Annotated in this window: 20 protein-coding genes; 8 read left to right on the forward strand and 12 right to left on the reverse strand. The window is 73.5% G+C overall.

Annotated features, from left to right (window positions below):
• Positions 1 to 211: 211 nt before the first annotated feature.
• The gene (locus tag ACZ7GJ_RS35880) at positions 212 to 3,787 is read left to right on the forward strand and encodes a bifunctional glycosyltransferase/CDP-glycerol:glycerophosphate glycerophosphotransferase (RefSeq protein ID WP_470757899.1); all 3,576 of its coding nucleotides are present in this window, start codon (positions 212 to 214) and stop codon (positions 3,785 to 3,787) included.
• A gap of 117 nt (positions 3,788 to 3,904) precedes the next feature.
• A complete protein-coding gene (locus ACZ7GJ_RS35885; protein ID WP_470757901.1) occupies positions 3,905 to 4,387 on the forward strand; it encodes a VOC family protein in 483 nt (160 codons plus the stop codon).
• A gap of 5 nt (positions 4,388 to 4,392) precedes the next feature.
• Here the strand turns inward: ACZ7GJ_RS35885 and ACZ7GJ_RS35890 are convergent, their stop codons facing one another.
• Entirely contained in the window at positions 4,393 to 5,133 is a 741-nt protein-coding gene (locus ACZ7GJ_RS35890; RefSeq protein ID WP_470757903.1) for an SIR2 family NAD-dependent protein deacylase, read from the reverse strand.
• A gap of 126 nt (positions 5,134 to 5,259) precedes the next feature.
• Between ACZ7GJ_RS35890 and ACZ7GJ_RS35895 the strand changes: the two genes are divergently transcribed.
• Together ACZ7GJ_RS35895 and ACZ7GJ_RS35900 are read left to right on the forward strand one after the other, a co-directional pair.
• The gene (locus ACZ7GJ_RS35895; RefSeq protein ID WP_470757905.1) at positions 5,260 to 5,679 is read left to right on the forward strand and encodes a hypothetical protein; all 420 of its coding nucleotides are present in this window, start codon (positions 5,260 to 5,262) and stop codon (positions 5,677 to 5,679) included.
• Positions 5,680 to 5,759: 80 nt separating this feature from the next.
• Complete coding sequence (locus ACZ7GJ_RS35900; RefSeq protein WP_470757907.1) at positions 5,760 to 6,614, forward strand: GNAT family N-acetyltransferase; 855 nt, start codon at positions 5,760 to 5,762, stop codon at positions 6,612 to 6,614.
• An 82-nt stretch (positions 6,615 to 6,696) separates the two neighbouring features.
• Here ACZ7GJ_RS35900 and ACZ7GJ_RS35905 read toward each other — a convergent pair whose 3' ends face one another.
• From ACZ7GJ_RS35905 to ACZ7GJ_RS35925, 5 genes are all read right to left on the reverse strand, one after another.
• The gene (locus tag ACZ7GJ_RS35905; protein WP_470757909.1) at positions 6,697 to 7,140 is read right to left on the reverse strand and encodes a subtilase-type protease inhibitor; all 444 of its coding nucleotides are present in this window, start codon (positions 7,138 to 7,140) and stop codon (positions 6,697 to 6,699) included.
• 230 nt (positions 7,141 to 7,370) lie between these two features.
• Positions 7,371 to 7,829 carry a Crp/Fnr family transcriptional regulator gene (locus ACZ7GJ_RS35910; protein ID WP_470757911.1) on the reverse strand — a complete coding sequence of 153 codons (459 nt, stop codon included), beginning with the start codon at positions 7,827 to 7,829 and terminating at the stop codon, positions 7,371 to 7,373.
• An 83-nt stretch (positions 7,830 to 7,912) separates the two neighbouring features.
• Positions 7,913 to 8,215: a hypothetical protein gene (locus tag ACZ7GJ_RS35915; protein WP_470757913.1), complete on the reverse strand. Its 303-nt coding sequence runs from the start codon at positions 8,213 to 8,215 to the stop codon at positions 7,913 to 7,915.
• Positions 8,216 to 8,394: 179 nt separating this feature from the next.
• A complete protein-coding gene (locus tag ACZ7GJ_RS35920; protein WP_470757915.1) occupies positions 8,395 to 8,793 on the reverse strand; it encodes a hypothetical protein in 399 nt (132 codons plus the stop codon).
• Positions 8,790 to 9,215 carry a hypothetical protein gene (locus ACZ7GJ_RS35925; protein ID WP_470757916.1) on the reverse strand — a complete coding sequence of 142 codons (426 nt, stop codon included), beginning with the start codon at positions 9,213 to 9,215 and terminating at the stop codon, positions 8,790 to 8,792. Before ACZ7GJ_RS35925 ends, ACZ7GJ_RS35920 begins: the two co-directional genes overlap by 4 nt.
• Before the next feature lie 204 nt (positions 9,216 to 9,419).
• Here ACZ7GJ_RS35925 and ACZ7GJ_RS35930 point away from each other — a divergent pair, with 204 nt between their 5' ends.
• Positions 9,420 to 12,158 carry a DNRLRE domain-containing protein gene (locus ACZ7GJ_RS35930; RefSeq protein ID WP_470757918.1) on the forward strand — a complete coding sequence of 913 codons (2,739 nt, stop codon included), beginning with the start codon at positions 9,420 to 9,422 and terminating at the stop codon, positions 12,156 to 12,158.
• Between the two features lie 81 nt (positions 12,159 to 12,239).
• Here the strand turns inward: ACZ7GJ_RS35930 and ACZ7GJ_RS35935 are convergent, their stop codons facing one another.
• Positions 12,240 to 12,566 carry an ArsR/SmtB family transcription factor gene (locus ACZ7GJ_RS35935; RefSeq protein ID WP_470757920.1) on the reverse strand — a complete coding sequence of 109 codons (327 nt, stop codon included), beginning with the start codon at positions 12,564 to 12,566 and terminating at the stop codon, positions 12,240 to 12,242.
• Positions 12,567 to 12,639: 73 nt separating this feature from the next.
• On the opposite strand from ACZ7GJ_RS35935, the gene ACZ7GJ_RS35940 reads away from it, so the two are divergent.
• Positions 12,640 to 14,607, forward strand: a complete 1,968-nt coding sequence (locus ACZ7GJ_RS35940; RefSeq protein ID WP_470757922.1) for a heavy metal translocating P-type ATPase — start codon at positions 12,640 to 12,642, stop codon at positions 14,605 to 14,607.
• An 11-nt stretch (positions 14,608 to 14,618) separates the two neighbouring features.
• On the opposite strand, the gene ACZ7GJ_RS35945 is transcribed toward ACZ7GJ_RS35940, so the two are convergent.
• Positions 14,619 to 15,041, reverse strand: a complete 423-nt coding sequence (locus ACZ7GJ_RS35945; protein WP_470757924.1) for a DUF3224 domain-containing protein — start codon at positions 15,039 to 15,041, stop codon at positions 14,619 to 14,621.
• Positions 15,042 to 15,155: 114 nt separating this feature from the next.
• Between ACZ7GJ_RS35945 and ACZ7GJ_RS35950 the strand changes: the two genes are divergently transcribed.
• Positions 15,156 to 16,148: a helix-turn-helix transcriptional regulator gene (locus ACZ7GJ_RS35950; RefSeq protein ID WP_470757925.1), complete on the forward strand. Its 993-nt coding sequence runs from the start codon at positions 15,156 to 15,158 to the stop codon at positions 16,146 to 16,148.
• A 116-nt stretch (positions 16,149 to 16,264) separates the two neighbouring features.
• Here ACZ7GJ_RS35950 and ACZ7GJ_RS35955 read toward each other — a convergent pair whose 3' ends face one another.
• Complete coding sequence (locus tag ACZ7GJ_RS35955; RefSeq protein ID WP_470757926.1) at positions 16,265 to 16,723, reverse strand: hypothetical protein; 459 nt, start codon at positions 16,721 to 16,723, stop codon at positions 16,265 to 16,267.
• Positions 16,724 to 16,840: 117 nt separating this feature from the next.
• Between ACZ7GJ_RS35955 and ACZ7GJ_RS35960 the strand changes: the two genes are divergently transcribed.
• A complete protein-coding gene (locus ACZ7GJ_RS35960; RefSeq protein WP_470757927.1) occupies positions 16,841 to 17,149 on the forward strand; it encodes a hypothetical protein in 309 nt (102 codons plus the stop codon).
• Here the strand turns inward: ACZ7GJ_RS35960 and ACZ7GJ_RS35965 are convergent.
• The 3 genes from ACZ7GJ_RS35965 to ACZ7GJ_RS35975 all read right to left on the reverse strand — a co-directional run bounded on the left by ACZ7GJ_RS35965 (position 17,116) and on the right by ACZ7GJ_RS35975 (position 19,098).
• Positions 17,116 to 17,661 carry a P-loop NTPase family protein gene (locus ACZ7GJ_RS35965; RefSeq protein WP_470757928.1) on the reverse strand — a complete coding sequence of 182 codons (546 nt, stop codon included), beginning with the start codon at positions 17,659 to 17,661 and terminating at the stop codon, positions 17,116 to 17,118. The genes ACZ7GJ_RS35960 and ACZ7GJ_RS35965 overlap by 34 nt on opposite strands.
• 67 nt (positions 17,662 to 17,728) lie before the next feature.
• Complete coding sequence (locus ACZ7GJ_RS35970; protein WP_470757929.1) at positions 17,729 to 18,562, reverse strand: MerR family transcriptional regulator; 834 nt, start codon at positions 18,560 to 18,562, stop codon at positions 17,729 to 17,731.
• Positions 18,563 to 18,636: 74 nt separating this feature from the next.
• Positions 18,637 to 19,098, reverse strand: coding sequence for a hypothetical protein (locus tag ACZ7GJ_RS35975; RefSeq protein ID WP_470757930.1), 462 nt, complete (start codon positions 19,096 to 19,098; stop codon positions 18,637 to 18,639).
• Between the last annotated feature and the right edge of the window lie 109 nt (positions 19,099 to 19,207).

The following is a 19,207-nucleotide window of genomic DNA, read 5'->3' on the forward strand; positions in this document are numbered from 1 at the left end:
TCCGGCCGGACGGTCCACCGGCGGGCGCGGCCGGCGGGCCCGCGCCGACTTTCGACGGCTGGGTGGCGGGCGGTTGAATTCTTTGCCGTCCGCCCCGGCAGCCGTTGGTGAGATGTCCGAGATGACCGGAATTTATCATCCTGTTACAGAGTAGGATGCTGTAATCGGCTGATCATCGACAAAGCAAAAAACGCTGGAGAACCCGCCACCCATGCCCCCGCGCCTGAGCATCGTCGTCCCCGTCTACAACGTCGAGCTCTACCTCGATGAGTGCCTGGAGTCCATCGCCGCGCAGACCTTCGAAGATTTCGAGGTCGTGATCGTCGACGACGGGTCGACGGACGGCAGTGCGGTGATAGCCAAGGCGTTCGCCGCGCGGGACAGCCGCTTCCGAGTGGTCCTGCAGGAGAACGCCGGACTGGGCGCCGCCCGCAACGTGGGCGTCCGGCACATCTGCGAGGGCAGCGAATTCCTGGCCTTCGTCGACAGTGACGACACCATGCCGCCGGACGCGTACGCCAAGCTGGTCGCCACCCTCGACGAGACCGGCTCGGACTTCTCCGCCGGCAACGTCAAGCGCTTCCGCTCCGTCGGCATGCAGCAGTCCTGGGGCCACCGCATCGCCTTCGCCCGGACCCAGCTGAAGACCCACATCTCCAAGTTCCCGGCGCTCGTCACGGACCGCACCGCGTGGAACAAGGTCTACCGGCGCACCTTCTGGGAAGAGCACGGCTTCCAGTACCCGGAGGGCATCCTCTACGAGGACGCCCCCGTCAGCATCCCCGCGCACTACTTCGCCACCAGCGTCGACATCATCGGCGACGTCGTCTACCACTGGCGCGTCCGCGAGACCGGCGAGCGCTCCATCACCCAGCGCGCCACCGACCCGGTCTCCCTCACCGACCGCGTGGAGTCCGTACGCCTGGTGCGCGCGGCCCTCCAGGGCAAGCCGGGCGAGAAGTACACCCGCTACCTGCGCGAATACGACCGCAACGTGCTGAGCGAGGAACTCCCGCTCATCTACAAGTACGTGCCCGAGGCCGGACCGGAGTTCCGCGCCGCCTTCGTCAAGGAGGCCGGCCAGCTCATCCGGGAGATCGGCACCGACCCCTGGTCCGACCTCACCGTCGCCGACCGCCTCAAGGCGTACCTCGCACGGGAAGGCCGCGTCGAGGAGTTCATCGCCCTCCAGAAGCACCAGAAGGACTTCACCTACAGCGTGCCGGTCAAGGGACTGGCCCGCCCCCAGGCCGACTACCCCTTCCTGCACGGCCGCCCGCCCGTCCCGGCCAAGGTCCTCACCCTCGGACCGCGCGAGCGCCGCGTCGTCAGCCGCCTCGAACAGGCCGTCTGGAGCGACGGCAAGCTGCTGCTGCGCGGCTACGCCCTGCCCGGACACATGGGCGCCGAGAGCCGCCTGGGCTCCCGCAAGATGCTGATCTTCCGCGAGAACGGCAAGCGCCGCCGCACCGTCGTCAGCACCCGCACGGTCGCCTCCCCCATGGCCACCGTGGAAGCCCCGCACCTCGCACTGCGGCACGCCGACTGGGCCGGCTTCACCGCGGTCGTGGACCCCACGGTCTTCCAGTCGGGCGGCAAGTGGCGCGAGGGCGTATGGACGACCTCCATCGCCGTCACCGGCGCCGGCGGCCTGCACCGGGCCCGCCTCAAGGGCGGCGAACACGACAGCGGCCTGACCCCGCACCCGCACTGGGTGGCCCCCGACGTGCGCATCCTGCCCACCGCCGTGGGCGCGCTCACCGTGCAGGTGGAGATCGTCCGCGCCCGGGCCCTGGACGTACGGCCCGTCGGCGCGGACACCGTCGAGCTGGTGGGCGAGCTCGCCGCCGAGGTCGGCGAGGGCGCCTGCCTGCGCGCGGAGCACGCCGGATCCGGCGCCGTCATCACCGTCCCCCTGGACACCGCGCCCGCCAGCCCCGGCGGCCCCGGCGGCCGGATCCCCTTCACCGTGCGGCTCTCCCTCGACGAGCTGGGCGCCGTACCGGACACCGACGACCAGGCCGGCGAGTGGAGCCCCGAGCCCTGGAACCTCAGCGTGGTCCGGGCCGACGGCAAGCGCCACCCCCTCGCGCACGACGAGCGCGGCGGCTTCACCGGACTGGTCCTGCCGGTCCCCGGTGACGACGCCGACCGTACGGTCTTCGCCAAGCGCGGCCCCGGCGGCCACCTGGTCCTCTCCGTCCAGGCCTCGCCCCCGCTGGTCGACGAGATCTCCGCGCAGGACGGCACCCTGACCCTGCGGGGCCGGTTCGCCGCGCCCGCCGACGAGCCGTACGAGCTGGTCCTGCACAACATGTACGGGATGGAGTTCGGCTACCCCGTCACCCGCGACGGCGACCGCTTCGAAGCCTCCTTCGAGCCCGTGCTCCCCGAGCCGTACGCCGGCCGCACCACCCTCCCGCACGGCCGCTGGTGGGCCACGCTGCGCCCCACCGCCCAGGGCGGGACCACCGCCGGGCTGCTCGGCGTGGGCCGGGGCGCGCCCGTCCAGCTCGTGGCCCCCGTGCTCACCTCCGGCCCCCACGCCTTCACCGCGCAGGGCCGCCGCATGCGCGTCGAGGCCAGGCTGCACGACCGGATGGCGCTCGTCGCCGACCCGCTGCTCAGCCCGCACGACCGCTCGCGCTACGCACAGCGCGTCGCCCGCGACGTGACCTACCCGGCGCAGCGGGCCCTGCCGGTCAAGGACATGGTCGTCTACGACGCCTTCAAGGGGAACGGCGCCGGCGACTCGCCCCGCGCCATCCACGAGGAGCTGGTGCGCCGAGGCGTGCAGCTGGACCACGTCTGGCTGGTCCGCGACGGCCGCGCCGAGGTCCCGGCGACCGCCCGCGCCGTGCAGTACGGCAGCCTGGAGGCCTGGGAGGTGCTGGCCCGCGCCCGGTACTACGTGGTCAACGACAGCGTGCCGATGCCCTTCCTGCGCCGGCCCGGCCAGATCGTCGTACAGACCTGGCACGGCACCCCGCTGAAGCAGATCGGCCACGACTTCAACCACACCTACTACACGAGCCCCGAGGTGCTGGCCGGGCTGGAGCACGACAGCGCCCAGTGGTCGCTGCTCGCCTCGCCCAGCTCGTACGCCACGCCGATCCTCAAGCGCGCCCTGGGCTACGACGGCGAGGTCATCGAGGCCGGCAGCCCACGCACGGACGCGCTCGTACGGCCCGACGCGCAGCGGATCGCGGAGGTCCGGCGCCGGCTCGGCCTGCCCGAGGGCAAGAAGGTCGTCCTGTACCTGCCCACCTGGCGGGAGAACCGGCTGGCCTGGCTCGGCGGCGCCTACAAGCTCGACCTGCGGATCGATCTGGACGAGGCCCGGCGCGAGCTCGGCGAGGACCACGTCCTGCTGATCCGCGGCCACCACAAGGTGAACGAGCAGGTCCGCGACGGGGTCCGGGACGGTTTCGTCGTGGACGTGTCGCGCTGGCCCGACACCACGGACCTGCTGCTGGTCGCGGACGTACTGATCTCGGACTACTCCTCCGCGATCTTCGACTTCGCGCTCACCGACCGGCCGATCCTGCTCTACACGTACGACCTGAAGCACTACCGCGACACGCTGCGCGGCTTCACCTTCGACCTGGAGGAGAAGGCCCCCGGCCCGCTGCTGTCCGACTCGGCCGCCCTGATCGCGGCCGTGCGGAACGCGGACGCGGTGGGAGCGCAGTACGCGCAGGCGAGGGCGGCGTTCCGCGAGGAGTTCTGCGACCTGGACGACGGCCGCGCGACGGAGCGGGTCGTCGACCGCATGCTCGAAATGTAGCCCCGACGGGTGCATTCCAGGACGGACACGGACCGGCCCCGGCCCCACCGATGAATTTCGGTGCCGGGGCCGGTCTGTATGTGCGAGACGGTTTCGACGCACACCCTGGAGACAGTCATGACCAGCAAGCCCTTCACCACCTGCCTGTGGTTCGACGGCAACGCGGAAGCCGCCGCGGACTTCTACCTGTCCGTCTTCAAGGACGGCAAGCTCGGCCGGATCGGCCGCTACGGCGAGGCGGGCCCCGGCCGGGCCGGTGACGTGATGGTCGTCGAGTTCGAGGTCAACGGACAGAACTTCATCGGCCTCAACGGCGGCCCGCAGTTCCCCTTCACCGAAGCGGTCTCCTTCCAGATCCACTGCGCCGACCAGGCGGAGGTGGACCACTACTGGGAGGTGCTGACCAAGGACGGCGGCCAGGAGTCCGTCTGCGGCTGGCTCAAGGACAAGTTCGGCCTGTCCTGGCAGGTCGTCCCCACCGAGGCCATTGACCTGATCTCGGACCCCGACCCGGGCAGGGCCGCCCGCGCGACCGCCGCCATGATGGAGATGAAGAAGCTGGACGTGGCGGCGATGCGACGGGCGGCCGACGGCTCGTAGCCCGCCTACTGCTGTCCGGACAGGTCGGTGATCCGGGTCAACAGGGCCGGGAGCGCCGTCCCGATCGGCTCGCGGATCAGCTCGTCCGCGAGGGAGTCGTACGGGGTCTCCTCGGCGTTCACGATGATCAGGCGGGCCCCGGCCTCCGCGGCCATCCCGGCCAGCGAGGCCGCCGGCTGCACCTGGAGCGTCGACCCGACGGCGATGAAGACGCTGCACCCCTTCGCGACGGCCACGGCCTGTGCCAGCACCTGCGTGTCGAGCCGCTCGCCGAACATCACCGTCGCCGCCTTGAGGATCCCGCCGCACGCCAGGCAGGCGGGATCCGGCTCCCCGGCGGCGACCCGGGCCAGTGCCGCGTCCATCTCCGACCGGGCGGGGCAGCGCGTGCAGACCACGGCCCGGGCGGTGCCGTGCAGCTCGAACACCTTGCGCGCGGGCATCCCGGCGAGCTGGTGCAGCCCGTCCACGTTCTGTGTGATCACCCGCACCGGGGTCCCGGCCGCCTCCAGTGCGGCGACGGCCCGGTGCGCGGCGTTCGGCTGCGCCCCGAGCGCGCCGATCTCCGCCCGCATCAGCCAGGAGCGGCGGCGGATCTCGGGATCGGCCATGTAGTACTCGTACGTCACGAGCTTCTCGGCGTCCGGCTCCCGCCGCCACAGCCCCTGCGGCCCGCGGTAGTCCGGAATCCCGGAATCGGTGGACATCCCGGCCCCGCTGAACACTGCGACAAGCGGCTTTCCCATGCGGGGAGCCTAGGGAACGGTTGTGCGTGCCCGCGACCGCATTACTGCGGTGAATGCCGCCCCCCACAGGAGTGATCTCCGCGGCGCACCTCCCCCGAGGGCCGGGCGGGCGGGTACAGACCGGACATGAAGCTCATGCCCTACAGCCTTGGCGTCCTCGTGCCGACCCTGGTCGCGCTGCTGGCCCCGACGCCCGCCACCGCTCTCGCCCACCCCGTTCCGGCCCAGCACACGGCCCCGCAGATCAGCCGGTTCCTCACCACCTTCTACGGTCACCACGGCCCCTCCCGCCACCACCGCGACCGACACGTCTCCACGCAGCTCAAGGAGAAGCAGGAGCGCACCCCGGAGTACGACGTGCTGCTCTGCGCCCAGAACGAGCCGCAGCGCGTCGACATCGGCCCGATCACCGTCCAGGAGGTCGCGGGCGTCGGGTCGGCCACCGTCACCACCCACTGGGGCTCGGGCGACGTGCGGACCTTCACGGCGTACGTGCGCCTCGACTCAAGCCCCATCGCGATCGATGACGTGATCTGCGCACCCTGAAAACCGGCCGTGCCACGTCCTGTTGACGGCTGATCAGGCCCCGCTGTGCGGGTCCCGTCACATCTGGTACAACACCGGACATGACGGGATTCGAGATCACCGGCGCGAGCGCCGCCGACATGGGACTGTTCCGCGCCTGGGCCGACGAGGAGGGCTGGAACCCGGGAGATTCCGACCGGTTCGCGTTCATGGTGGCCGACCCGGCCGGCTTCCTCGTCGGCCGGCTCGACGGCGAGCCGGTGGCCTGCATCTCCGCGGTGCGGTACGGGACCGGTTTCGGCTTCATCGGGTTCTACATCGCCCGCCCGGCCGTCCGGGGCCAGGGCTACGGGATCCGGCTGTGGAACGCGGGCATGGAGCGGCTCGACGGCCGGCTCGTGGGACTGGACGGGGTGGTCGAACAGCAGGCCAACTACCGCAAGTCCGGATTCCTTCCGGCCTGGAACAACGTCCGCTACGAGGGAGCCCCCGGCGAGGCGCACGGGGACGGAGACGGGGGCGGCGTCGGTATCGTGGACGCCGCCTCGCTGCCCTTCGGGCAACTCGCCGCCTACGACCGGCGGTTCTTCCCCGAGTCGCGCGACGCGTTCCTGTCCGCCTGGGTCGGCCTGCCCGGGCGGACCGCCCTGGCCGCCGTACGGGACGGGCGGATCGAGGGCCTCGGCGTCATCCGGCCGTGCAGCGCCGCCTCCCGGATCGGCCCGCTCTACGCCGACACCCCCGAGGTCGCGGCCGCCCTGCTGCGGGGGCTCGCGCGGCACGCGCCGGACGGGGTGGTCGCCGTCGATGTGCCCGACGCCCATCCGCGGGCCGCGGCCCTCTTCACCGGCCTGGGGCTGGTCCCGACCTTCGAGGCCGCCCGGATGTACACCGGCCCGGCCCCGGAGCTGGACCTCGCGGGCCTGTACGGGGTCACCAGCCTGGAGCTGGGCTGACGCCCGCCCCCTCGCGGGGGCGGGAGGGCCGGACGGCGGTCGCACGGCGCCGCCCGGCCGGGTCGGCGGCTCGGCGGGCGGTTCAGATCCCGAACAGTACGCCGCTGCTGTTCCGCATGCCGCACGGGTTGGCGAAGGTGTACGTGTAGTTCAGCCGGCGGCCCTGCCACACCCCGTCGGCCGCCACGGTGACCGGGTTCCACTCCCTGGTACACGCCGCGTCGGAGCGCGGCTCCGCCAGGGCGTCGAGGTCGGGCCCGTGCGCTCGTAATTCGGCGCATGCGGCGGCCGGGGACGGGTGCGTGCCGCCCGGCCGGGGCGCGCAGACCAGGGTGACGGCGCGCCGCACCGTGCCGTTGTCGGCGTCCGCCCCGTCCGTGAGGCTGAGCACGAGCACGGACGGGGCGTACAGGGACTCCGTGCCGGACGGCGCGGCGTCGGCCGCGCCGGAACCGACGAGGGCGGTGAGGGCGGCGAGCCCCATTGCGGCGGAAGTGAGTCCCAGACTCCTGGCGATGGACCGCATTTCGAACACTCCTTGCGTGGTCGTTTCGGATAACGGACGCGAGTCTTGCCCATCCGGAACCGGAACGCCCGTTCGTACCCCCATTTTTCGTCACCGATCGTGAGCGAATGACCGCAGACCGCAGCCGTGCGGGAGCGTTGACCAGTGGGGGAGCGGCCCGGCGAAACGGCTGAACACACCCCCGGGAAAGGGCTCGGCGCGCACCCTCAGGAGGCTCCGGGACCCCCGGCCTAGCCCACCGCGGCCCGGGGGGCGTAGAGGTCGAGGAGGCGGGTGCGGGTCTGCTGGAGCCGCGTCGCGAGGACCCGCCCGACCCAGTGGCCGATGGCGGACCCGAAGGCGGGGTCGGCGTCCATGAGCATCCGCACGGCCGAGCCGTCGAACTCGTACGCGCGGACCGGGGTCATCGCCTCGGCCCCCAACTGCCACACGTACGGGGGGAACAGCCAGGACCAGCCGACCAGCTCACCGGGGCCCAGGCTCTCGATGGGGGCCGGCCGGCGGCCGGCCACGGGGATCTCCAGGGTCACCGTGCCCGAGCGGACGATCCAGAAGGAATCCGCCCGGGTGCCTTCGTCGAAAATCCGCGCGCCCTCGCGGAAATTGACCTCTCGGGCCTGGGACATGAGGCGTCCACGGTGCTCGGTGGACAGGACGGCTGCGATCCGGATGGGGGAAGGTGTGCTCACGACGGCCTCCGCTCAGGACCCCCCGCTACTCCCAGTGTCCCCGACGCCGGGGCGAACCAGTGCGTGGCGGACCGCGCCGGGTGTCAATCCTCGGCGCCGGCCTCCAGGCAGGCCAGCTCCATGGCGTCCAGGACGGCCTCGTGGCTGCGCCGGCTCAGCTCGGCGACGTTCTCGATCTGGGCCGTGGCCCAGGCCGCCAGGGTCATCACCAGCACGCGCAACCCGTCGGTGCCGTGCTCGGCGAGGATCTCGTCGGCCACGGTCATCGCGTCCTCGGGCACCTGCTCAGGGGGCTCCAGGCCGGCGAGCCCCCGCAGCATGACCAGGGTGCGGCGGGAGATCTCCGGAGTCAGCCGCGCCAGCCGCAGGTCTTCGTCTTCGTCCATCGCCCCGCCCTCCGATACGTCCCCGTCCCACAGGCACGGTAGAGGGGCGGGCGCCCGTCCGGGGCGGTTTCCCGAGGGTGGCCCCGGCCGGCCGGCCGGGGAGGCGGCCGGCTGGGTGGCCCGCCCGGCAGGGACCGGCGCGCCCTGCTCCGCCGGTCCCTGCCGGGCAGGGGGCGCCGCTACTCGTCCCAGGCCCCCGCCGGGCTCGGCTCGGCATCCGGGAACCACCGCCGGACCGCGTCCAGTACCAGCGGCTCCGCGGTCCGCAGGTCCCAGCTCGTGGCGTCGAACTCCTGCAGCTCCAGCACGAGTCGGCCGTCGGCGTCGTACCCGTCGTAGTCCCCGTCGATCAGCTGCCGGGCGGGGGCGACGAGGGCGAGGAGTTCCAGCGTCCCGATGCGGCCCAGGGCCGCCGCCCGCTCCAGCTCCGGGTGGATCCCCTCTTCGTAGACCTCGACCGCCCAGGTCAGGTCCAGCGCGAACTCGCCCAGCCGGAGCAGTAGTTCCGCGAGGGTCACATACCGCTTGGGCGGGCCGTCGCGCCATGCCGCGAAGGTCAGCGGGACCGGCGCCGTCATTCGGGCTGGGCCAGGACCAGGCCCCAGCGTATGCCGGGGTCCGAGGCGGTCACCTGCACCCCGAACGACCCGGACAGGCCGGACCCGAGCTGCACGGTGCGCTCGGCCGGGGTGCCGGCCGGGCAGTCCAGCGCGAAGGTGACCGGCGTGTACTCCGGGAGGTTGTGGGCCTCGAAGGTCACCTCGATGCTTCCGCCGCCCTCGCAGGCGACGGTGAGCGCGGTGTCCAGGTGCCCGTTCAGCCCCGCGCTCACCACGCCTCCCGAGCCGGTCCGCTCGGGCAGCCAGACCACCCCGTCGGGCCCGGGATGCGGCAGCAGAGCCCCGCCGTCCGAGGCCTGTGCGACGCCCCCGCCCCCGGCCAGCGCCGCGGTCATGGCCACGGTCGAGGCCGCCAGCGCGGCCACGCGTACGAACTTCATGTCTCCCCCTGCACGAACCGTCGTATGGATCATTCACCCACGACGCTAACAACCACCACTGACAACGCCCCGAGCCGCGCCACCTCGGAAACCGGCCACTCGGCGGCTCCGTGGCGCAATTTGGCATCTGATAGGTCAAGTGTGATGAACGGGCCGGGGATTCGGCCTAGGGTGCGCCAGTACACACACCGAACTGGGGGGTTCATGCGTAGATCCAGAGGGCTGGCGGCCGCTCTCGCCCTGTCTTTGGCCGGAACCGGCACCGTCATCGGCCTCGGCCTCGTCCCGCAGGCGGCGGCCGTCACCCCGCCCGTGGCCTTCACCGCCGACGCGCTGTCGACCTGGCAGCCCAACGGTGTCGTCTGGGCCCTCGCCGAGGCCGGCGGCCAGGTCTTCGTGGGCGGCACCTTCTCCGTCGTACGTCCTCCCGCGGGCGGAGGCGGCAGCGAGCGCTCGGCGGTGAACTTCGCGGCCCTCGACGCCGCGACCGGCGCCCCGACCTCCTGCCAGCTGTCCTTCACGGTCGGCGGCGGCACCGCCACCGTCCGCGCCCTCACCCTCTCGCCGGACAAGAAGACCCTGTACGCGGGCGGCTACTTCGGCGCCGTCAACGGCACCCCGGTCTCCAGCCTCGCCGCCATCGACGTGGCCACCTGCACCGTGAAGCAGGGCTTCCGCCCCGCCTTCGCCGCCACGGTGCGCGCCCTCGCCGTCACCGGTGACACCGTCTACGCCGGCGGCGACTTCCTCACCGTCGCCGGCCAGCAGCGCGAGCGGTTCGCTGCGGTCGACGCCACCGACGGGGCGCTCAAGCCCTTCACGGCCAACGCCGACGAGCCGGGCCGCGCCGTCGAGGTCACCCCCGACGGCAGCAGCGTCGTACTCGGCGGCGACTTCTTCACCGTCAACGGTACGAACACCCACGCCCTGGCCGTCGTGAACGCGACGAGCGGCGCGCTCACCAAGGCGTACCCGGGATTCATCGAGACCAACTCTGTGGTCAAGGACATCGCGACCGACGCGACGGGCTTCTACACCGCGAACGAGGGCACGGGCGGCGGCGTCTTCGACGGCCGGATCGCCCTCGACCTCAGCGACCTGAACCAGCGGTGGCGCGACACCTGCCTCGGCGCCACCCAGGCCGTGCTCCCGTACCAGAGCGTGCTGTACAGCGCCTCGCACGCGCACGACTGCTCCAGCGTCGGCGAGTTCCCGGACGGCCAGCGCCACCACCTGCTCGCCCAGCCGACGACGGGGACCGGCAAGCTCGGCTGGGCCCCCGACACCAACGACGGCATCGGCGAGGGCATCGGCCCGCGCGTGATGGCCGTCGGCTCCAAGGGCGGCGTCCAGTACCTGTGGGTCGGCGGCGAGTTCACCACCGTCAACGGGGCGGCGCAGCAGAGCCTGACGCGGTTCGCGTCCACCGGTGACACGGGAGCACCGACCGTGCCGGTCGCGAGCGCCGTCAGTTTCAAGCCGGGCGAGGTGCAGGTGCGCTGGCGCACCAGCCTCGACCTCGACGACAGCGCCCTGACGTACCGGATCTACCGCAACGGCTCGGCCACGCCGATCGGCACGGTCACCGCGGACTCGCTGTTCTTCCGGCGCCCGCAGGCCTCCTGGACCGACACGACCGCCTCGCCCGGCCAGTCGTACACGTACCGCGTGACGGCGACGGACGCGGCCGGCAACACGAGCGCCCTGTCCGGTACGGCGAGCGTGACCGTGCCGAACTCGGCGGACGCGTACCCGAACGCGGTCCGCTCGGACGGCGCCCAGCTCTTCTGGCGCTACGACGAGTCGGCCCTGCCCTTCGTCGCGGACTCCTCGGGCGGCGGCAGCGAGAGCGGCGTGCACCTGAACGCCCCCGCCCTGCGCCAGACGCCCGCCGCGGTCTCCGGCGCGAGCACGGCGATCGGCTTCAACGGCACGGACACCCGGGTCTACGCGGACAACCGGCAGACCGTGGGCAGCGCCTACAGCATCGAGACCTGGTTCAAGACGAGCACCACCCGAGGCGGAAAGCTCTTCGGCTTCGGGAACAACCAGGCCCGCAACAGCAGTCAGTTCGACAAGCACATCTACATGACCAATGACGGCCGGCTGGTCTACGGCGTCTACACGGGCTCCCCCCGCACCATCACCACCGCCGGCACCGCCCGCTACAACGACAACAAGTGGCACCACGTCGTCGCCACCCAGGGCCCCGGCGGTATGACCCTGTATGTGGACGGAGCCCAGAAGGGCACCCTGAACGTCGCCGCGCACGAGAACTTCGCCGGGTTCTGGCACGCCGGCGGCGACAGCCTCGGCGGCTGGCCGGACCGCCCGACCAGCGAGTTCTGGGCGGGCCAGCTCGACGAGAGCGCCGTCTACCCGACCGTCCTGAGCGCGGGCCAGGTGCAGAACCACTACGCCCTGGCCTCCGCCCCGGCCGACTCGGTCGTCCAGGTGACCGCCGCGGAGGACACGTACGCCAACGCGGGCGCCCCCGACGGCAACTACGGGACCTCCAGCTCGCTGGCGGTCCGCGGCACCGCGCTGTACGCGAGCTACCTGCGCTTCAACCTGCCCGCCGCGCCGGCCGGCACGGTGCTCAAGTCGGCCGCGCTCAGCGTGAAGACCAGCACCATGAGCGGCGCCGGTACGGCGGACACGGTCTCGGTGGTCCCGATCACCGGATCGTGGACCGAGGCCGGTACGACGTACAACAACCGCCCGGGGCTGGGCGGCCCGGCCCTCGGCAGCTTCGCCGGGATCCCCGACGGCTCGGCGGTGCACACCGCGGGGCTGAACGCGGGCACGGTCGCGGCGGCGCTCGGCGGGAGCTACGGCCTGGCGCTGACCGGCGCCGGTACGGATGCCCTGTGGCTGTGGTCCTCGGAGGCCCAGGCGGGGGAGGGGACGCCGAAGCTGACCCTGACCTTCGGGGCGCCGTAAGGGCCGACGAGTCATGAGGGCCGGAGGGCCATAGCGGCCGGACGGCCGGAGGGGCGCGGACCACCATGGTCCGCGCCCCTCCTACGTCTGGTCCGGCCCGTGGTGGACGTGCGCCAGCACCTGCCGCAGCAGGGCGGTGACGTGCGCGTCGTGCAGTGCGTAGACCACGCTCCGCCCGTCGCGGCGGCCGATCACGAGGTCGAGGTGGCGCAGCAGCCGCAGGTGGTTGGAGACCGTGGGCTGGCCCAGGCCGAGGGCCTCGGCCAACACGCCGACCGAACAGGGGCCGTGCAGCAGGCGCGCCAGGATGCGGATCCGGGCGGGCGAGGCGAGGCCCTGCATGACCTCCGCGACGGCGGTCGCCTCGGTTTCGTCGAGAAGGGGCGGCTGGGCGGCCTGGGAATCCATGGTCACCACCATAAGTCAGCAGATCAGGACGTGTACAGGTTCATATATTTCAACATGCTGATATATTGATGTCATGGCTACGGAGAAGGGCCGCGAAGGCGGCCGCCCCAGCGGAATCCTCGGCGAGCGCGCGGAGCTGGTCAGCGCCCTGCTCGCCCTCACCGTCTACCTCACGGGTCTGACCCTCCAGCTGACCGGCCGCGGCGGGCCCGTCCCGCAGGCCCTCTTCATGGCGGCGTACGCCTTCGGCGGGTTCTTCACCCTCCGCGAGGCCGTCGCCACCGTGCGCCGGGGACGCTTCCAGGTCGACTTCCTGATGCTCGTCGCCGCGGCCGGCGCCGCCGCGATCGGCCGCTGGGAGGAGGGCGCCGTACTCCTCGTCCTGTTCAGCCTCGGCCATGCCCTGGAGGGGTACGCGATGGGCCGCGCCCGGCGCTCCATCGAGGCCCTCGCCGAGCTGGCCCCGCGCACCGCACTCGTGCGGCGCGGCTCCGGAGCCCCGGCCGAGGTGCCCGTCGAGCAGCTGACCGTGGGCGACACCGTGCTGGTCCGCCCGCACGCCCGCGTCCCGGCCGACGGATTCGTCACCGAGGGCGGCAGCAGCGTGGACCAGGCCCCCATCACCGGCGAGAGCGTGCCCGCCGACAAGACGCCGGTCGCGGACCCGGCCGCCGCCCTCGCGGACCCGGCGGGCGTGGACCCGGGCAGCCGGGTCTATGCCGGCACCGTCAACGGCGCCGGCGCCCTCGACGTGGTCGTCACGCGGCTCGCCGGGGACAACACGCTGGCCAGGGTGGTCCGGATGGTCCAGGACGCCGAGGAGCGCACCTCGCCGACCCAGCGGTTCACCGACCGCTTCCAGAAGTTCTTCGTACCGGGTGTGCTCGTGCTCGCCGCCGCCCTGCTCGCCTTCGGCGCGCTCACCGGCGAGCCCTTCACCGACACCTTCTACCGCGCCATGGCCGTCCTCGTGGCCGCCAGCCCGTGCGCCCTCGCCATCGCCACCCCGGCCGCCGTACTCAGCGCGGTGGGCCGCGCCGCCCGCGGGGGAGTGCTGGTCAAGGGCGGGGCGCCGCTGGAGGAGTTCGGCCGCCTGCGGACCGTCGCCTTCGACAAGACGGGCACCCTGACCGAGGGGCGCCCGCGCCTCACCGAGATCGAGCCGGCCGACGGCAGCGGACGCGAGGAACTGCTGAGCACCGCCGTCGCCGCGCAGCGGCTCAGCGACCACCCGCTCGCGCAGGCCGTGGTCCGCGACGGCGCCGGGCTCCTGGCGGGCGCCCCGACGCCGGAGGCCGGGAACCTGCGGGCCGTCATCGGCCGCGGGATCCTCGCCGAAGTCGACGGGGAGAGCGTCCACATCGGCAGCCTGTCCTACGCCGACTCCCTCGCGGGACCGCCCGTCCCGGCCGCACTGCGCGACCGTACGGAAGAACTCGCGCGCACCGGCCGCACCACCATGCTCGTGCGCCGCGGCGACCGCTGGCTCGGCACCCTGGGCCTGATGGACGCCCCGCGCCCGGAGGCCGCGGACACCGTGGCGGCCCTGCGCCGGCTCGGTGTGGCCCGGACCGTGATGCTGTCCGGCGACGACCAGCGCGTCGCCGACGCGGTCGGCCGTGCCGTCGGCATGGACGAGGTCCGCGGCGGCCTCATGCCGCAGGACAAGGTCGCCGAGGTGACCCGGCTGCGCCGCACCGCCCGTACGGCCATGATCGGCGACGGGGTCAACGACGCCCCGGCCATGGCAGGAGCCACCGTCGGCGTGGCGATGGGCGCGGCCGGCTCGGCGGTGGCCCTGGAGACGGCGGACATCGCCCTGATGTCCGACGACCTGCGCCGCCTCCCCTTCATCACCGGCCTCAGCCGCCGCGCGAGCCGGGTGATCCGCCAGAACCTCTGGCTGAGCCTCGGCATCGTCGCCGTCCTCGTCCCGGCCACCGTCCTCGGCCTGGGCATCGGCCCGGCGGTCCTGGTCCACGAGGGCTCGACCCTCCTGGTCGTCGCCAACGCCCTGCGGCTGCTGCGCCACCCGGACTGAGCCGGGGGCACTCAGCGCAGTTCGTACGTGAAGGCGTACTCGACGGAGGCTTCGCCGTGACGGGCCCTGAAGGAACCGGATCCCGAAAGGCCCGTCAGGTCTCCGGTGCCGGAACCGGGCACCACCTCGAAGCGGCAGTCGGTGCCGGAGGCGTCGAAGGTCCCGCGCTCCTCCAGTACGAAGGTGCCCTTGCGGCCGTCGACGCTGCCGGACAGCAGCTCCATCCCGGCGAAGGACCCGACGTTCCGGGCGCAGTAGGTGATCGTGTAGTCGCAGGTCGTCGCGGGGGCCGTGACGACCCCGGCGAAGGCGTTCGTGACCGTGGCGCGGGCCAGGCGCGGGAAGCCCTCGGCGGGGCCGACCGGCCGCTCCTCCCAGTTGCTGTACGTGAAACGGCCGCCGGCGGGGTTCGCGGGGTTTGCGGGACTGGGCATCGTGGGCCTCCTGGTTCGCGGCGGGGTGGCTGTCCGCCCCGCCCGGGAACACCCTGTCCGGCATACCTGACACCTGCTGTCAGGTACCGGCGGGCGACCCCGCACAATGGCGCCATGCGCGCCGACCGGCTCCTCTCCCTGCTCCTGCTGCTGCAGAACCGCGGCCGGATGACCGCCCCCGAGCTCGCCGCCGAGCTGGAGGTGTCCGTCCGCACCGTCTACCGGGACGTCGAAGCCCTCGGCGCCTCCGGGGTTCCGGTCCACGCCGACCGCGGACCGGCCGGCGGGTACCGGCTGATGGACGGTTACCGCACCCGTCTCACCGGCCTCACCGACGCCCAGGCAGGCTCCCTCTTCCTCGCCGGCGCCCCGGGACCCGCCGCGGACCTCGGCCTCGGCGGCGACCTGGCCGCCGCCCAGCTCAAGCTCCAGGCCGCGCTGCCCGCGGAACTCGCCGACCGGGCCCGGCAGCTCCAGGACCGCTTCCACCTGGACGCCACCGCCTGGTTCCGGGAGGCCGACCCCGTTCCGTACCTCGCGCAGGTGGCCCGGGCCGTCTGGGACCAGCGCAGGCTCCGCACCCACTACCGCCGGTGGAACGGCGAGGTGCACCGTGAGCTGTGCCCGCTCGGCCTCGTCCTCAAGGGCGGCATCTGGTACCTCGTGGCCCGGCCCGCCGCGCAGGAGGCGGTCCGTACGTACCGGGTGGGGCGGTTCCTGGGCGTCGAAGCGCTCGCGGAGGGCTTCGAACGGCCCGACGGGTTCTCGCTCGCCGCGTACTGGGAGGAGTCCGCCCGGCGGCTGGAGGCGGCGCGCCACCACCAGACGGCCGTCGTACGCCTCTCCCCGCGCGCCCTGCGCCTGCTGCCGATGCAGTTCGGGGCGGTGGGCGTACGGGCCCTCGCGGGCGCCGGGCCGACGGACGCGGAGGGCTGGGTACGGGTGGAACTCTCCGTCGAGTCCCAGGACGTCGCGGTCTGCGACCTCCTCCGCCTGGGCACGGAGGCGGAGGTCCTCGACCCGCCGGAGCTGCGCACGGCCCTCGCGGAGGCGGTGGGAGTGCTCGCGGAGCGCTACCGCGGCCCGGCCCGCGACACCACCCGGTAGCGGTGTCGCGGGCCGGGGCGGTGTTCCACCGGACGGGCGCCGCCCGACCACCCGAGGTTCAACGAAGGTGTCCGCCATGACGCTTGTCATTGCCCGTTCAATTGAGGCCCGGGGCGTCAGCGGGGCGGTTCCACCTCCAGGAAGCGGCGGCGGCGGGGGCCGCGGTACAGGAGGCAGACCCAGCCCAGTGGTTCGAGCGCCGCGGCGCAGGCGGTCAGGCGGTCCTGCTCCTCCGCGGCCGCGCCGCCGCCCGGCGGGCCGAGCCAGGTGACCTCGACCCGGCCGTCCCCCGACGGGCTCGCCGTCACCCGGTAGCCCGTCCGGGTCCGGCGGCCCTCCGCGTCCACCGCCGACGGGGGCAGACCCGCCGCCTCCAGGACGAGCGCCACCGCACGCGGCATCCGCAGCAACTCCCACGGCGCGGGAACCCGGGTGTCCGCCCCGGCGTTGACCAGGCGACGGATCTGCAACAGCCCCTCGTAGGCCGTGCGCAGCTCCGCCGCCCGCCCTGACCCCGGCGGCTCGGGGCCGTCACCCGTCGCCGGTTCGAAGCCCTGCCCGGGTGCCGTCGCCACCGCTGCCACCTCGCCGTCGCTGTCGTCCCCGCCCGATCCGCGTCTGAGTACTCCACGCCCAACGGCCTGAGTATCCGCCCCGATTCCCCGCCGCGCCGCCGCTGCTCGAATGGGGACATGACTTCCGACGCCGTGCGCACCGCACCCGCACCTCGCCCGCGCATGCAGCACGTGACCACCGCCGGCTCGGCGCTGGCCGTGGCCCTGGTCCCGCTCGTGGTCGGCGTCCTGCTCGCGAAGACGATGGCCGCGGACCCGTACGCGCCCGTCAACGCCCTGATCACCGGGGGCGGCCAGCGCGCGGGGCTGCCCCGCGCCGAGTGGCGCCGCCGCGGCCACGCCACCGTGCGCCGGCTGCGCACGGCCCGCCGCGGTACGGCCCAGCGCTGCGCCTACGTGTGCGGCCGCCGCACCGCCGGCTCCTGAGACCGGAGCCAGGCGTCGGCCGCTCCCGGGGAACGCAGGCGGACCACCGTCAGCGGAGCGAACCGCGCGTCCCCGGCCCGCCGTGCGATCTCCGCGCGCCGGGACCCGTACCGCGTCCAGGCCCACCACACGGGGTGGTCGGCGCGCAGCCACTCCCGCCATGACTCCCGGTTCCCGCCGAACAGCCGCTCCCGCGTCAGGCTCCGGCGCAGCGAGCGGAGCAGTACCCGGCGCATGACGACGCGCCGCGGGTGGTCCAGCCAGACCACCGTGTCGGCGCGCTCCCACAGCAGGTCGCGGACGGCCGGGGCGCCGAAGGAGTCGAGGATCCACCGGTCGGCCCCGGCGATCCGCGCCGTGTCCTCGGCGTAGGTCGGGTTGACGGCCCACCCCGGCCCGGTGAAATGGAGGGCGTCCATCTCGTGGTACGGCAGCCGGAGCCGCCGTCCCAACGCCCGGGCCAGGGTGGACTTCCCGGCTCCGCTGATCCCGACCACCAGTACCCGCTGCATCCGCGGATCCTACGAGGCCGGCCGACGCCCGCGGAACTCGGCGGAACCCCGCGGAACCCGGCGGAACTCAGCGGGCGAGCGGCTCCTGGAGCTCCGTCACCCACTGGTCCCGGTCCTCCGGGCAGGCCAGGGTCAGCTCGCGGGCGTACCCGGCCGAGCGCTCCCCGTTCGCGTCGATCCAGTGCGCGAGGGCTTGGGCGGTCGGCAGTACGGAGTCCATCGAGCCCCGGTGCACGACCGTCGCGGCCCGCTCGACCCCGGGCAGCTCGACGATCCGTACGCCGCCGCCCAGCGACTCGGCCCGTACGGCGTCCGCGACCGGCAGCCCGGCGTGCACGAGGACCGACCCCGGCTCGGCTCCCGCCGCGTCCTCGTAGTACGCGATGCCCGGTCCGGTCGGGGCCACCCCGGCGGCCTCGATGCGGCGGCACAGCTCGTCGTACAGCGGCCCGATGACCGGGCCGATGTCCTGCGGCTCGTAACTCCCGGCGACTCCGGTCAGCTCGGCCAGCCGGACCGGGGGAAGGCTCTTCACGACGATGTCCTCAGCAGGCATGGTGCCCTCGCTCTCGATGATCCGGAGCCTCGTCTCGACCTGGGTCAGCCGGGCCGCCGCGGCGGCCATGGCCGACTCCAGTTCCGCCTGCCGCAGCCGCAGCATGCCGCGCAACTCCTCCGCGCCCACCCGCTCGTCGAGGATCGACCCCACCTGGTCCAGGCTGAAGCCGAGTTCCTTGAGCGCGATGACACGGTTGAGGCGGGCGAGCTGTTCGGCCTCGTAGTAGCGGTAGCCGCTGGCGGGGTCGACACGGGCCGGGCGCAGCAGTCCGAGCGCGTCGTAGTGACGCAGCATGCGGACCGATACCCGGCCGTGCTTGGCGAAGTCTCCGATGATGAACATGACGTCCTCCAGTGCAGGCCCTGACACAGTGTGAGAGTCAAGCCCCCGTCAGCCTATGGGGCCTTTCCCGCAGGTCAGCGCCCGAACTGGCGGATGCACAGGTCCACGATCGACGGCGGTACGGCGCCCTCCGCCGCCGCGCAGAGCTCGTCCACGCGCGGCTGCGGGGCCGGCGGGCGGCCGGGGCGGGCGGGCGGGGTCTTGGGCGGGTGCGCCCGCCGGGGCGCGGCCGGCTTCGCGGGACGTCCGGCACGCGGCCGGGGCGCCCTCGCGGCGGGCACGTCGGCCGCCGGCTCCGCCCCGGTCCCCAGCTTCGCCTCGGCCGCCGGCTCCGTCCCGGCCGGGGCCGCCGGCAGTCGGCCGAGGGGCAGCGCCGCCGGTCCGTCCCCCGGCGCGGGTGCCTCGGCGGAGCCGGCCCGCGGTACGGGGCCGCGCGTGGGGGCGGCGGGAGACTGCGACTGCGGGCCGACCGAAACGCAGCCGGCGCTCGCGAGGAGCGCGACGAGGGAGAGGGGCACGGCCCGGCGCAACTGCATCCGACCACCATGCCGTACGGGCGGACCGGTCGGGGGGGGGGGGGGGGGGGGGGGGGGGGGGGGGGGGGGGGGGGGGGGGGGGGGGGGGGGGGGGGGGGGGGGGGGGGGA

This window comes from Streptomyces sp. NPDC037242, assembly GCF_055604165.1.